This window comes from Microbacterium meiriae (assembly GCF_032364335.1).
Taxonomy (GTDB): Bacteria; Actinomycetota; Actinomycetes; order Actinomycetales; family Microbacteriaceae; genus Microbacterium; species Microbacterium meiriae.
Map to the genome: position 1 here is coordinate 2,886,163 of NZ_CP133984.1, position 11,911 is coordinate 2,898,073.

An 11,911-nucleotide genomic window follows, 5' to 3' on the forward strand; every position below is an offset into this window, starting at 1 on the left:
TCAGCCTCTGCCTGCGGCGCTGAACGCGCCTGCAGCTCCGCTCCGCGCCCCGAGGGCGCTCATCGACGACAGCACCCGGCGAGCCTACACCCGTTTGTTTCGTCGCGTGTCGGGGGCGCTGCGGGATCCCGACCCGGTCGACGTACTCTGGCGGGACGCCGATCCGAAGGAGTCCCCGTGTCCACGCCGCTGCACCGCCGTCCGCCCCTCGAGGTGCGTGAGCGTGCGACGTGCATGTGCGGGAACGGCGGCCGCTGCTCGTCGTCGGCACCCGGCCACGCCCTGCACCTGATCCAGGAGCGCCTCGCGGCGGCGACTCCGGCAGGGTGGGCGGACGCGTTCGTGATCGCGGCGGATCCGGTCGCCGGAGACCTCGTCGTCCGCACGCTCGACGGCACCACGCACACGCTGTGGAACGGCTCCGGCGCCGCGCTGGAGGCCGCGATCGGCAGCCCGGTCGCCCTCCACCTCGACTACGCCGTCCTCGCCGTCGGGCGCACCCGCTTCAACGTCGCCGTCGTGTGACGATGCCCTGATCCCCTCGGGTCAGGCGCTCGCCATCATCATGTCGCGGACCGCCATGCAGGCGTTCATGCAGGCCTGACACGCCTGAGCGCAGAGCCGGCAGACGTCGCTGTGATCGGCGTGCTGCATGCACTCGTCCATGCACATCTGGCACATCGCGATGCAGGCGTCCAGCATCGCCATCATCGTGGCCGGCGTCATCCCCTGCATGCGGAGCATCGACCGCATCATCGTGTGACACATGTCCGCGCAGTTCATGCAGGCCGGAGCGCAGTCCATCTCCTGGGTCGCGCACACGGTGCAGGCCTGCTCGCAGGCGGCGCAGGCATCCATGCAGGCCTGCAGCACCGACATGTCCATCATCGCCATGTCCGGCATCGACTCCATGTTCTTGGACATGGCACCCATCATCATCGCGTCCATCGCACACCGCTCCCTTCGTCGAGGACGACGGGCAGGACACCCGCCTGGCGCCAGGCTAACCCCTGCGCGGACGGGAGTCGATGGTCGCGGGACGCTGACACGCCGCTGCGCGAATGTCAATCCCGTGGACGGTGCGGAGGGCCGGTGGGAGGCTCGAAGAGCAATCGATCCGTCAAGGAGAGGAGCCTCTTATGAGTGGCGCAGATGACATGAAGAACTCCGCCGAGAAGCTGGGTGGCAAGGCCAAGGAAGGCTTCGGCAAGCTGACCGACAACGAGAAGCTCGAGGCCGAAGGCCAGGCGGATCAGGTGAAGGCCGACGCGAAGCAGGCCGGCGAGAACGTCAAGGACGCCGCGGGCAAGGCCGGCGACAGCGTCAAGGACGCGTTCAACCGCTGATCCCCCACCCGCTGAACCCATGAAGAGGGGGAGGCTCGCCGATGGCGAGCCTCCCCCTCCGCACTCGGGTCAGACCTTGCGGCTGCCGGTGATCGCTCGGATCAGCCAGGCGATCACGGCGATGGCCAGGAGCACCAGACCGACCCACAGCAGGAACTGGAGCGACTGCACCAGTCCTCCGGTGATCGCGAGGATCACGGCGATGACGATGACGATGATCAGGAGGATGTTCATCGGTCTTTCCCTTCTCTGGGGGCGCGGGCGCCCGACTGCGGTGACACCACGCTAGACCCGAACCACACCCTCCCTGGAGGGGGTTGACTTCGACCCTCCCGATGCGCGAAGGAGCAGAGCAATGCCAGGACGACGCAACAATTCCCTGAAGGATCCGGAACTGTACGAGGAACTCCGCGACGACGGCGCCTCGAAGGAGAAGGCCGCCCGTATCTCGAACGCCGCCGCACGCGACGGCCGCAGCTCGGTCGGCCGGCGCGGCGGGGAGCACGGGGACTACGAGGACTGGACCGTCCCCGAGCTGCGGAAGCGCGCGAAGGAACTGGGCCTCACGGGCTACAGCGGCAAGCGCAAGGCCGAGCTCATCTCCGAACTGCGAAACCACTGACCCGGATGACGCGCTTCGGGATCGAGGAGGAGTTCCTCCTGCTCGATGAGGATTCGCTCGTCCCCGTCGCCCTCAGCGGTGACATCCTGGAGCGCATCGGCGGCGAGGTCGCCGCCGGACGCGTGACCACCGAGTACCTGGCCTCGCAGCTCGAGGCCCTCACCGATCCGGTGCGGACCGGAGCCGAGGCCCTGCAGCAACTGACGACGCTGCGGGCTGCCATCGGCGCGGAGGCCCGCGCGCGGCGCGCGATCGCGGCGCCGACCGGCTCGCCGTTCACCACTCTCCGCTCTCCCCGGCTCTCGCCGTCGGCGCACTACGACGACGTCGCCCGGCGCCTGGCGCACCTCACCCGCGAACACGAGGTGAACGGGCTGCACGTGCACGTCGAGGTCCCGGACGAGGAGGAGCGGGTCCGTGCGCTGAATCGACTCCGCGCGTGGCTGCCCCTGCTGCTCGCCCTCAGTACGAACAGTCCGTTCGGCAACGGCATCGACACCGGCTTCGCGAGCTGGCGGAGCATGCTCATCCGCCGGCTCCCCTCGTCGTGGTGCCCGCCCCGGTTCGCCGATGTCGACGACTACCGCACGCGCGTGGACCAGCTCCTCGATCTCGGGACCATCGGGGAGGCGACCTCCCTCTCCTGGGCGGTGCGCCTGTCCGAGCGCTACCCGACGGTCGAGGCGCGCGTCGCGGACACGCAGCTCACCGCGGAGGACGCCGTTCTCTCCGCGCTGCTGACCCGCGGCATCGCCCTGTCGTCCGCGCAGCGGATCGTCGCCGACGAGACGGAGACGATCGACGCGTCGATCTGGATGGCGTCGAGAGCGGGGATGACGGCCCGCATCCTGGATCCGCTCACGGGCGAGGTCGCCCCGGCCTGGACCGTGGCCGAGCACCTGCTCGACGACATCGGCCCGGTGCTGGACGAGCAGGGCGATGCGGACACCGTGCGAGCGGGACTCGCCCGGATGCGGGCGGACGGCACCGGCGCGGCGCGGCAGCGCGCGGCGCACGGACGGGACGGCCTCCCCGCACTCCGACGGCTGCTGGCGGAAGGTACCGGGACATCGGCTGACTGACCGGCCCCTCGCGTCCGACCCCGGGAGTAGGGTCGGCCTGTGTCATCCTTCGCCCCGCTCCAGCGGCTCGTCATCGCGATCGCCGTGCTGGCCTCGTTCGTCACGTTCCTCGACGGAACGGTGGTGAACGTCGCGCTTCCCGCCATCAGTGAAGAGCTGGGCGGCGGGATCACCACGCAGCAGTGGGTGGTCGACGCGTACCTCATCACCCTCAGCGCGCTGATCCTGCTCGCGGGGTCCCTGTCCGACGCCTACGGCCGGGTCCTGGTGATGCGGATCGGGCTCATCGCCTTCGGCATCGCGTCGGTCGCGGTCGCCGCAGCCATCGATCCGCTCATGCTCATCATGGCCCGCGGAGCGCAGGGAGCGGCCGGCGCCCTCCTCGTCCCGAGCTCCCTCGCCCTCATCACCGCGACCATGCGCGGCGACCTGCAGGCGAGGGCCATCGGCGTCTGGACCGCCTTCACCACGGCGGCCCAACTGGTCGGCCCCCTCCTCGGCGGGCTCTTCGTCGACTTCCTCTCCTGGCGCTTCGTGTTCCTCATCAACGTTCTCCCCATCGGAGTGACGCTGGTGCTGCTCGCCCGCCTGCACCTGCCGGAGCACCCTCGGAGCGTCCGGGTGGACTGGTGGAGCGGAGCACTGTGCGCGCTGGGCCTGGGCGCCATCGTGTTCGCCCTCATCGAGCAGCCGAACCTCGGGTGGGCCTCCCCCGCGATCTGGATCCCCGCCGTGGTCGGGGCCGCGCTCTTCGCCGTCTTCCTGTGGCGGCAGGGCCGCTCGGCCACGCCGCTCATGCCGCTCTGGCTGTTCCGGGTGCGCGACTTCGGGTGGGGCAACCTCGCCACGCTCTTCGTCTACGCCGCGCTCTCGCTCAACGGCTTCGTCGTCGGCGTCTACCTCCAGCAGGGGGCGGGACTCAGCGCGACGGCGGCGGGACTCGCGAGCCTGCCGATGACGATCCTGATGATCCTGCTGAGCTCCCGCGCCGGCGGGTGGGCGGGGCGCTGGGGCCCGCGCATCTTCATGACCGTCGGGCCGCTGATCATGGCCGTCGGAGCGCTGATGCTGCTGACCGTGAACACCGCCTTCGACTACTGGGCGCAGGTGCTCCCGGCCATGATCGTGATGGGGCTGGGCCTGTCGCTCACCGTCGCCCCACTGACGGCCGCGATCCTCGGGGCCATCGACGAGAACCACTCCGGCATCGCCTCCGCCGTGAACAACGCCGTCTCCCGCGTCGCGGGGCTGCTGGTCGTCGCGATGCTGTCGACCATCGTCGGCGGCTCCCTCGACCTCGACGGGTTCCACAACGCCGCCTGGGTCACCGCGGCGCTCCTCGTGCTCGGCGGCGTCGTGTCGTGGATCGGGATCCGCCGGAACCCCTCGGAGGCGGCGGCGCCGCCGGTCGACGCCCCCGCGCAGCCGACGCCTCAGCCGCGATGACCGCGCCGCGCTCTCGACGCGGTCGAAGAACGGCACGCGTGTCCCTGACGCCGGCGGCGTGCGTCGCGGTGGGGATCCTCGCTCTCGCCGGCTGCGCCGCCCCGACCGCCCTCCCTACGGAGGGAACGGGGTCATCGGGCGGCGTCGTGCTTCCTCCGGCCGGAGCCCTTCCGGATTACCAGCTCGGCGGCGCGTACGATCCGGCCGAGGGCGTGGGCATCGTCGGGCGAGACCGCAGCGCGGAGCCGGTCGCGGGACTCTACTCCGTCTGCTACGTCAACGGATTCCAGACCCAGCCGGGCGAGCTCGCCGAGTGGCCCGAGGACCTCCTCCTGCATGACGGTGACGACGTGGTCTTCGACCCGGACTGGCCCGACGAGGCCCTTCTGGATACCGGCAGCGCAGCGCAGCGGTCCCGCATCGCGGAGATCGTGATCCCCTGGATCGAGGGCTGCGCGGACTCCGGCTTCCAGGCGGTCGAGTTCGACAACCTCGACTCCTTCTCACGCTCGCTCGGCCTCCTGACTCTGGACCACAACCTCGCGCTCGCAGAGCTCCTCGTCGACGCGGCGCACGGCGTCGGGCTCGCCGCCGGACAGAAGAACGCTGCCGAGCATGCGGAGGCCCTGAAGGAGCGCGCGGGCTTCGACTTCGCCGTGACGGAGGAGTGCGCCGCGTACGCCGAGTGCGGCGCATACACCGCGGTCTACGGGCCGCACGTGATCGACATCGAGTACACCGACCAGCTCCCGCGGTCGTTCGCGGAGCTGTGCGCCGACCCGGACGCCCCGGCATCCCTGGTGCTCCGCGATCGCGACCTCGTCACGCCGGACGACGAGGACCACGTCTTCGCCGGGTGCCCCTGACGATCGACGGAGGCGCTTGCCTGCCGAGCGCCTCGGCGTCAAGTCCCTGGTGGCCCCCGTTCGCGCGGACGAGGATATCGGTGATCGACTCGATGGGAGCCCCTCCTCATGACCGTTTCCACCCTCGACCCCGATACCGCCGTCGCCTTCTCGCCGCGCGGTCCTCTGTCGGGCGCCGTCCTCGACGTCCTCACCGGTCGCGGCGAGGACGCCGCCGCCCTGCCCGACCTCGCCACCACAGCCGTCGCTGAGAGCAGCGATGTGGTCCGGGACGACGACATCCAGCTCGCCCTCTTCGTCCTTTATGCGTCCTCGTACGGCTCGCTGCCGCAGCTCGATGCGGCGCTGGAGTGGGAGGCCGGGGTGGTCACCGCGCGCCGGATCCTCGAGGACGCCTTCGAGGCCGCACTGCGCGAGACCGTGCCCGTGCCCGAGCTTCCGGAGCCGACAGTCGACGCCGTGGGGCGCGCCCTGTTCGCCCTCGCCGCTGCGGATACGGGCCCCAGCCTGTCGCGGCACATCGCCAGGAAGGCCACCCGCGAGCAGGCCGAGGAGTCGCTGATCCTCCGTTCCGTGTACACGCTGCGGGAGGCCGATCCGCACTCCTGGGCGATCCCACGGCTGACCGGCCGCCCCAAGGCAGCGCTGGTGGAGATCCAGTCGGACGAGTACGGCGGCGGCCGACCGCAGCGGGTGCACGCGGAGCTCTACGCCCGCGCCCTTCGCGCCGCCGGACTCGACGACACGTACGGCGCCTACGTCGACGACGCCCCCGCGATCACGCTCGCCTCGCACAACATGATGAGCCTGTTCGGCCTCAACCGCCGCCTCGTGGGTGCGATCGTGGGTCACCTCGCCGCCTACGAGATGACCTCGTCGATCCCGTGCCGCTTCTACGCCGACGGCCTGCACCGGCTGGGGTTCGCCGACGATGTCGCCGCGTACTTCGAGGAGCACGTGGAGGCCGACGCGGTGCACGAGCAGATCGCCGCCCGTGACCTCGCGGGCAGCCTCGCCGAGGACCGTCCGGAGCTGCTCGCAGACATCCTGTTCGGCGCGGCCGCGTGCCTCACGGTCGACGGCTGGGCGGGTGCGCACACCCTCGACGCGTGGACCGAGGGCCGCTCGGCGCTGCGGGAGAGGACGACGGCATGACCGCCCGGGACGAGCCGGTCACCGTCACGACGTACCCGGACGGCCCCCTCCTGGTGCGCGGAGAGATCGAGTTGCACGCGAGCGACGGCACGGTGATCGACCCGCGTCGGCGGACCGTGGCGCTGTGCCGCTGCGGGCTCTCCGCGCTCAAGCCGTTCTGCGACGGCACACACAAGGCGGCCGGTTTCCGCACCGAGGACTGAGCGGGCGTCAGCCCTCCGGCCAGTAATGACTGTCCGGGACGGCGCGCGCACCGAAGATCGCCTGCCCGACCCGCACGCACGTCGCGCCCTCCTCGACGGCGATCTCGTAATCCCCGGACATACCCATCGACAGGGCGCCGTCGCCGATGAGTTCGGGGTTCTCCTCACGTGCTCTGTCACGGAGGGTCCGCAGCAGCGCGAAGCATTCCCGCACCCGGGCATCGTCCGGTGTGAGCAGCGCCAGCGTCATCAGGCCGCGCACACGGAGAGCACCGTACGAGGGCAACGCCTTCAGGAAGTCGAGAAGCTCCTCCGGCGGCATCCCGAACTTCGAATCCTCGGCCGAGGTGTTCACCTGCACGTACACGTCGAGGCTGCGCCCCGCGGCCTGCAGGCGCCGGTCGAGAGCCTCGGCGACCCGCAGCCGGTCGAGCGCCTGGAACTCGGCGGCGAAGGAGGCGACGTCCCGGGCCTTGTTCGTCTGCAGGTGGCCGATGACCACCCAGTCCACATCGAGGTCGGCCGTCTCCCGGTGCTTGCGCACGGCTTCCTGCACCTTGTTCTCGCCGAGTCGGCGCAGCCCGGCGTCGATGGACACCCGCACCCGATCGGTCGGCACCGTCTTGCTCACCGGGAGCAGGTGCACCTCACCGGGGTCGCGTCCTGCGCGCTCCGCGGCGGCGTCGATGCGGGCGCGGACGTCGGCGACGTTGGCGCGGAAGTCCGCGGCGGTGAAGGCCGTCGGGTAGCGCTCGGCGCTCTCCCCCACAGGTTCGATCTTTGACATAGGTCAAAATCTAACATAGCTTCGACACCACGTCGCGTACCCGCCGACACCCCCTTCACGAAGGAGCCCGTCCATGTCCGCACCCGGCCTGTTCTCCGACACCGCCCTGTCGACCCCGCGCCTGCGCACCGAGGTGCCAGGACCGCAGAGCCGGGCGCTGCACGAGCGCCGGCAACGGGTCGTCCCGCGCGGCGTCGGCAGCGTGCTCCCCGTCTACATCGAGCACGCCGACGGCCCCTGGGTCACCGACGTCGACGGCAACCGCTTCCTCGACCTCGGCAGCGGGATCGGCGTGACGACCATCGGCCACACCAACCTCGCAGCCGTCACCGCCGCGGCGGAGCAGCTCGACCGGGTCACGCACACGCTCTTCACCGTCACCCCCTACGAGGGCTACGTGCGCCTCGCCGAACTGCTCGCGGAAAAGGTCCCCGGCACCCACGAGACCCGCACGGCCTTCGCGAACTCCGGCGCCGAAGCCGTCGAGAACGCGGTCAAGATCGCCCGGAGGCACACGGGACGGCGCGCCGTCGCCGCCCTGGACCACGCCTTCCACGGGCGCACCAACCTCGCACTCGCGATGAACCACAAGGCGGCGCCGTACGGCACCGGATTCGGTCCGTTCGCGCCCGATGTCCACCGCGTCCCCAACTCGTACCCCTACCGCGACGGCCTCGACGGCGAGGAAGCCGCCGCGCGCACGATCGCCCATCTCGAACAGCGGATCGGCGTCCACGACCTCGCGGCCGTCATCGCCGAGCCCATCCAGGGCGAGGGCGGCTTCGTCGTCCCGGCCGCGGGCTACCTCCCCGCCCTGCAGGAGTGGTGCACGGAGAACGGCGTGGTGTTCATCGCCGATGAGATCCAGACGGGCCTCGGGCGCACCGGGACGTGGTTCGCGAGCACACACTTCGACCTCGTGCCGGACCTCGTGCTCACGGCGAAGGGCATCGCCGGCGGGCTGCCCCTGGCCGGGGTGACCGGCCGCGCCGAGATCATGGACGCGCCCGACCCTGGCGGCCTCGGCGGCACATTCGGCGGCAACCCGGTCTCGATCGCCGCCGCCCTCGCAGTGTTCGACGAGCTCGAGCACGGGACCTTCTTCGCCGACGCCCGTCGGATAGGCGCCCACCTGTCCGCCCGACTCGAGGGTCTGCGCACTCGCCATGCGGTGATCGGCGACGTCCGCGGGATCGGCGCCATGCAGGCCTTCGAGCTGAGCACCCCCGGGACGACGCGACCGTTGGCCGGGGCCGCCTCCATGATCGCGGAGTTCGCCGCCCAGCGCGGCATCCTGCTCCTCACCGCCGGCAGCGACGGCAACGTGATCCGCTTCCTCCCCACTCTGACCACGACCGACGAGCAGCTCGACGTCGCCGTGGACGTGATCGACGAGGCCCTCAGCGCGCTCCGCTGAGCACGCGGAGGCACAGCGCCTCCCCGCTCCACCGCACGTGGGCGAGGTCGTGCACGACCAGGTCGGGGTCAGCCGCCCCGGAGCCTGCGCCCACCCCGACCACGAGGCCGGCACCGGCCGCTCGCGCCGCGCTGATCCCCGGCGCCGAGTCCTCGAAGACGACGCAGCCCCCCGGGTCCCGCCCGAGGAGCCGTGCGGCACGAACGTACGGGTCGGGCGCGGGCTTGCCTCTGTTCACGTCTTCGGCGGCGACCAGCACCGCCGGCGCCGGGATACCCGCTCCGCCCATCCGTGCGGTCGCGACAGCTCGGTTGCTGCTCGTCGCGACCGCCCACAGCTTCGGGGGCAGCGCAGCGAGCAGGGCAGCGGCCCCGGGGATCCCGGTCGTCGCCGGGGCGACGGCGAGCTCCCGGGCGAGGAGGTCGGCCGTCGCCTCGGCCGCCCGTTCCGGCCCCACGATCGCCGCGACCACCTCACTCGGCCGCATGCCATGAGGCGCGTCCCGCAGGAAGTCGAATCCCGGGGCGTGCCGGAGCGCCCAGGCGTCCCACGCGATCGCCGCCGAGGGCACGGAATCCACCAGCACGCCGTCGCAGTCGAACAGGACCCCCGCGGCGCGCACGACCACCTCGGCACCTCGAACCTCGTGTGCTATTTTTGGCATAGGTCAAATCTATCCGAGGAGAGTGCATGTCCGCGTCTCGCACGCCCCGGACGGCGATCGCCGTCCGCCACGTCCCCTTCGAAGACCTCGGGATCCTCGCCCCGCTGCTGGCGGCGCGCGGCTACGAGACCACACTGCTCGACGCCGGCATCGACACGATCGACCCGGACGCCGTCGCTGGCACGGACCTGCTCCTCGTCCTCGGCGGACCGATCGGCGTGTACGACGAGGATCGGTATCCCTTCCTGCACTCCTCGAAGGCGGCTCTCGCGACCCGGCTCGCCACGGGCGGCGCCACGCTCGGCGTCTGTCTCGGCGCCCAGCTCCTGGCCGAGGCTCTGGGCGCAGAGGTACGCCCGACCGGGGCCGTCGAGATCGGCTACGGCCCGCTCACACTCACCCCCGAGGGCCGGGAGTCCGTCCTCGCCCCTCTCGACGGCGAGCCCGTGCTGCACTGGCACGGCGACGAGTTCGCGATCCCCGCCGGGGCGCACTCCCTGGCGCACACGCCCGGCTTCCCCCATCAGGCCTTCGCCGTCGCGCGCACGCTCGGACTCCAGTTCCACCTGGAAGCCGACCACCGCATCATCGAGCGCTGGCTCATCGGTCACGCGCACGAGCTCCATCACAACGGCATCGACCCGCGGACGATCCGGGAGCAGGCGCGGACGCACGGTCCGCGGCTCGAGACCCTCGCCACCCGCGTGCTGAGCGACTGGCTCGACGACGTCGAGGCGTAGCAGGCGGGCAGGGGAAGAGGCCGGACCCCCAGCGAATCCGGCCCCTGCTCCCCTCGACCTCAAGCGGCGCGACGCAGCGGCACCGTCGGGAAGTCGATCGGCACGTCGAGCGCGATGTTCACGTAGTTCGTGAAGAGGTTCAGCGCGACCTGGCCGATGGTCTCGACGATCTGCTCGTCGTTCCAGCCGTGCGCGCGGAGAGCGTCGACGTCGGCCGAGGTCACCTGACCCCGCTCCTCGACGAGCTTGAGCGCGAAGGCCAGCAGAGCGGCCGTACGGGGGTCGTCGGAGTTGCCGGCCTGGGCCTCGGCGAGCGCCTCGGTCGTGAGGCCCGCCTTCTTGCCGAGCGCCGTGTGCGCCGCGAGGCAGTAGCCGCAGGAGTTGCGGTTCGCGACCGCGACCGCGATCTGCTCACCGAGGGCCGCGCCGAGCGTGCCCCCACCGTAGGCGCCGAAAGCGCTCCACATGCTGGTGAGCGCGGCGGGCGAGTTCGCGACCGCGCGGAACATGGCGGGGACGGCGCCGAAGGCGGAGCCGATCTGCTCGAGCTGCTCCTTGACGGGGCCGGTGGCGGTCTCACGGTCGACGAGAGGGACGTTGGGCATGGGGTGCTCCTTTGTGTTTCGGGACGGGCCGGATTCGGCTTCCCCCTCAGTCTTGCTCGCCGCGCAGTACGATACGCATCATTTGGTCTTGCGTTCGTGACATATCGTCCAGAAGAATGGAAGCATGCCACCGCTCGACCGCCTCACCCCGCTGCTCGACCGCTTCCGGGTGCGCAGCCGCCTGTTCCACACCGGACCCCTGTGCGGGACCACGGTCTTCGCCGCGAGTGCGGGCCACGGCTTCCTCCACGTGCTGCGTCGCGGCGAGATGGAGGTGACGCACCAGCGCCCGGACGGCGGCATCGAGCGCGAGACGATCACCCGCCCGAGCCTGCTGTTCTTCCCCCGCCCCGTCGACCACACCTTCCTCAACGCCCCGACCGATGAATCCGACTTCGCCTGCGCGACGATCGACTTCGACGGCGGAGCCACGCACCCGCTCGTCCGCACCCTCCCCTCGGTGATCGTCCTGCCGCTCGACGAGGTGTCCACCCTCGCCCCCGCGCTGGACCTCCTGTTCGCCGAGGTCGACAACGTGCGCTGCGGTCGTCCGCTGCTGGCAGACCGGATGTTCGAGGTCGTGCTCATCCAGCTCCTGCGCTGGATGCTCGACCACTCCGGCGATCTCACCCTCCCGCCGGGGCTGCTGCCCGGCCTTGCGGACGAACGCCTCGCACCCGCCCTCGTGGCGATGCATGAGGCCCCCGGCGAGCCGTGGACGCTCGACACTCTCGCGCGGACCGCCGCAATGTCGCGCAGCGCCTTCGCGGCGCGCTTCAAGGAGGTCGTGGGCCGAGCGCCGGGCGACTACCTCACCGAGTGGCGTCTCACGATCGCCCAGGAACAGCTCCGTGCGGGGATGTCCGTGAGCGCTGTGGCCGCCGACCTCGGCTATGCGAGCGCCTCCGCCTTCTCCCGCGCGTTCGCCCAGCGGCTCGGTCGCTCTCCGCGGGCCTGGCTCGGCCTCGCCGCCTGAGC

The 11,911-nt window shown here is 71.2% G+C and carries 16 protein-coding genes; 11 read left to right on the forward strand and 5 right to left on the reverse strand.

Going from position 1 to position 11,911, the window contains the following annotated elements; all coding sequences use genetic code 11:
- Positions 1 to 177 precede the first annotated feature (177 nt).
- Positions 178 to 525, forward strand: a complete 348-nt coding sequence (locus RI211_RS14080) for a hypothetical protein (RefSeq protein ID WP_268776623.1) — start codon at positions 178 to 180, stop codon at positions 523 to 525.
- A gap of 21 nt (positions 526 to 546) precedes the next feature.
- Here RI211_RS14080 and RI211_RS14085 read toward each other — a convergent pair whose 3' ends face one another.
- The gene (locus tag RI211_RS14085; RefSeq protein WP_025102514.1) at positions 547 to 948 is read right to left on the reverse strand and encodes a four-helix bundle copper-binding protein; all 402 of its coding nucleotides are present in this window, start codon (positions 946 to 948) and stop codon (positions 547 to 549) included.
- Positions 949 to 1,139: 191 nt separating this feature from the next.
- On the opposite strand from RI211_RS14085, the gene RI211_RS14090 reads away from it, so the two are divergent.
- Positions 1,140 to 1,346, forward strand: coding sequence for a CsbD family protein (locus RI211_RS14090; protein WP_101848342.1), 207 nt, complete (start codon positions 1,140 to 1,142; stop codon positions 1,344 to 1,346).
- Positions 1,347 to 1,415: 69 nt separating this feature from the next.
- On the opposite strand, the gene RI211_RS14095 is transcribed toward RI211_RS14090, so the two are convergent.
- Positions 1,416 to 1,580 (reverse strand): hypothetical protein, encoded by a 165-nt coding sequence (locus RI211_RS14095; protein ID WP_164498167.1) that lies wholly within the window; start codon positions 1,578 to 1,580, stop codon positions 1,416 to 1,418.
- A 121-nt stretch (positions 1,581 to 1,701) separates the two neighbouring features.
- Between RI211_RS14095 and RI211_RS14100 the strand changes: the two genes are divergently transcribed.
- The 6 genes from RI211_RS14100 (at position 1,702) to RI211_RS14125 (ending at position 6,720) form a co-directional block, all read left to right on the forward strand.
- Complete coding sequence (locus RI211_RS14100) at positions 1,702 to 1,968, forward strand: DUF7218 family protein (protein WP_187662351.1); 267 nt, start codon at positions 1,702 to 1,704, stop codon at positions 1,966 to 1,968.
- A gap of 5 nt (positions 1,969 to 1,973) precedes the next feature.
- Positions 1,974 to 3,050 (forward strand): carboxylate-amine ligase, encoded by a 1,077-nt coding sequence (locus RI211_RS14105; protein ID WP_187662352.1) that lies wholly within the window; start codon positions 1,974 to 1,976, stop codon positions 3,048 to 3,050.
- Positions 3,051 to 3,089: 39 nt separating this feature from the next.
- On the forward strand, positions 3,090 to 4,496 hold the full coding sequence (locus RI211_RS14110; protein WP_315638374.1) for an MFS transporter: 1,407 nt from the start codon (positions 3,090 to 3,092) through the stop codon (positions 4,494 to 4,496).
- 38 nt (positions 4,497 to 4,534) lie between these two features.
- Complete coding sequence (locus tag RI211_RS14115) at positions 4,535 to 5,362, forward strand: endo alpha-1,4 polygalactosaminidase (protein ID WP_315638373.1); 828 nt, start codon at positions 4,535 to 4,537, stop codon at positions 5,360 to 5,362.
- Positions 5,363 to 5,470: 108 nt separating this feature from the next.
- Positions 5,471 to 6,517 carry an iron-containing redox enzyme family protein gene (locus RI211_RS14120; RefSeq protein ID WP_268776619.1) on the forward strand — a complete coding sequence of 349 codons (1,047 nt, stop codon included), beginning with the start codon at positions 5,471 to 5,473 and terminating at the stop codon, positions 6,515 to 6,517.
- Positions 6,514 to 6,720 (forward strand): CDGSH iron-sulfur domain-containing protein, encoded by a 207-nt coding sequence (locus RI211_RS14125; protein WP_315638372.1) that lies wholly within the window; start codon positions 6,514 to 6,516, stop codon positions 6,718 to 6,720. Before RI211_RS14120 ends, RI211_RS14125 begins: the two co-directional genes overlap by 4 nt.
- Before the next feature lie 7 nt (positions 6,721 to 6,727).
- Here RI211_RS14125 and RI211_RS14130 read toward each other — a convergent pair whose 3' ends face one another.
- Positions 6,728 to 7,507, reverse strand: coding sequence for a YggS family pyridoxal phosphate-dependent enzyme (locus RI211_RS14130; RefSeq protein ID WP_315638371.1), 780 nt, complete (start codon positions 7,505 to 7,507; stop codon positions 6,728 to 6,730).
- A gap of 73 nt (positions 7,508 to 7,580) precedes the next feature.
- Here RI211_RS14130 and gabT point away from each other — a divergent pair, with 73 nt between their 5' ends.
- Complete coding sequence (gene gabT / locus RI211_RS14135) at positions 7,581 to 8,924, forward strand: 4-aminobutyrate--2-oxoglutarate transaminase (protein ID WP_315638370.1); 1,344 nt, start codon at positions 7,581 to 7,583, stop codon at positions 8,922 to 8,924.
- Here gabT and RI211_RS14140 read toward each other — a convergent pair.
- Positions 8,908 to 9,588: an HAD-IA family hydrolase gene (locus tag RI211_RS14140; protein ID WP_315638369.1), complete on the reverse strand. Its 681-nt coding sequence runs from the start codon at positions 9,586 to 9,588 to the stop codon at positions 8,908 to 8,910. The two genes, gabT and RI211_RS14140, sit on opposite strands and share 17 nt — an antisense overlap.
- Positions 9,589 to 9,614: 26 nt before the next feature.
- Here RI211_RS14140 and RI211_RS14145 point away from each other — a divergent pair, with 26 nt between their 5' ends.
- Positions 9,615 to 10,328, forward strand: coding sequence for a glutamine amidotransferase (locus RI211_RS14145; RefSeq protein WP_315638368.1), 714 nt, complete (start codon positions 9,615 to 9,617; stop codon positions 10,326 to 10,328).
- A 59-nt stretch (positions 10,329 to 10,387) separates the two neighbouring features.
- Here the strand turns inward: RI211_RS14145 and RI211_RS14150 are convergent, their stop codons facing one another.
- Positions 10,388 to 10,933, reverse strand: a complete 546-nt coding sequence (locus RI211_RS14150; RefSeq protein WP_187662361.1) for a carboxymuconolactone decarboxylase family protein — start codon at positions 10,931 to 10,933, stop codon at positions 10,388 to 10,390.
- A 124-nt stretch (positions 10,934 to 11,057) separates the two neighbouring features.
- Here RI211_RS14150 and RI211_RS14155 point away from each other — a divergent pair, with 124 nt between their 5' ends.
- On the forward strand, positions 11,058 to 11,909 hold the full coding sequence (locus RI211_RS14155) for an AraC family transcriptional regulator (protein ID WP_187662362.1): 852 nt from the start codon (positions 11,058 to 11,060) through the stop codon (positions 11,907 to 11,909).
- Positions 11,910 to 11,911 lie beyond the last annotated feature (2 nt).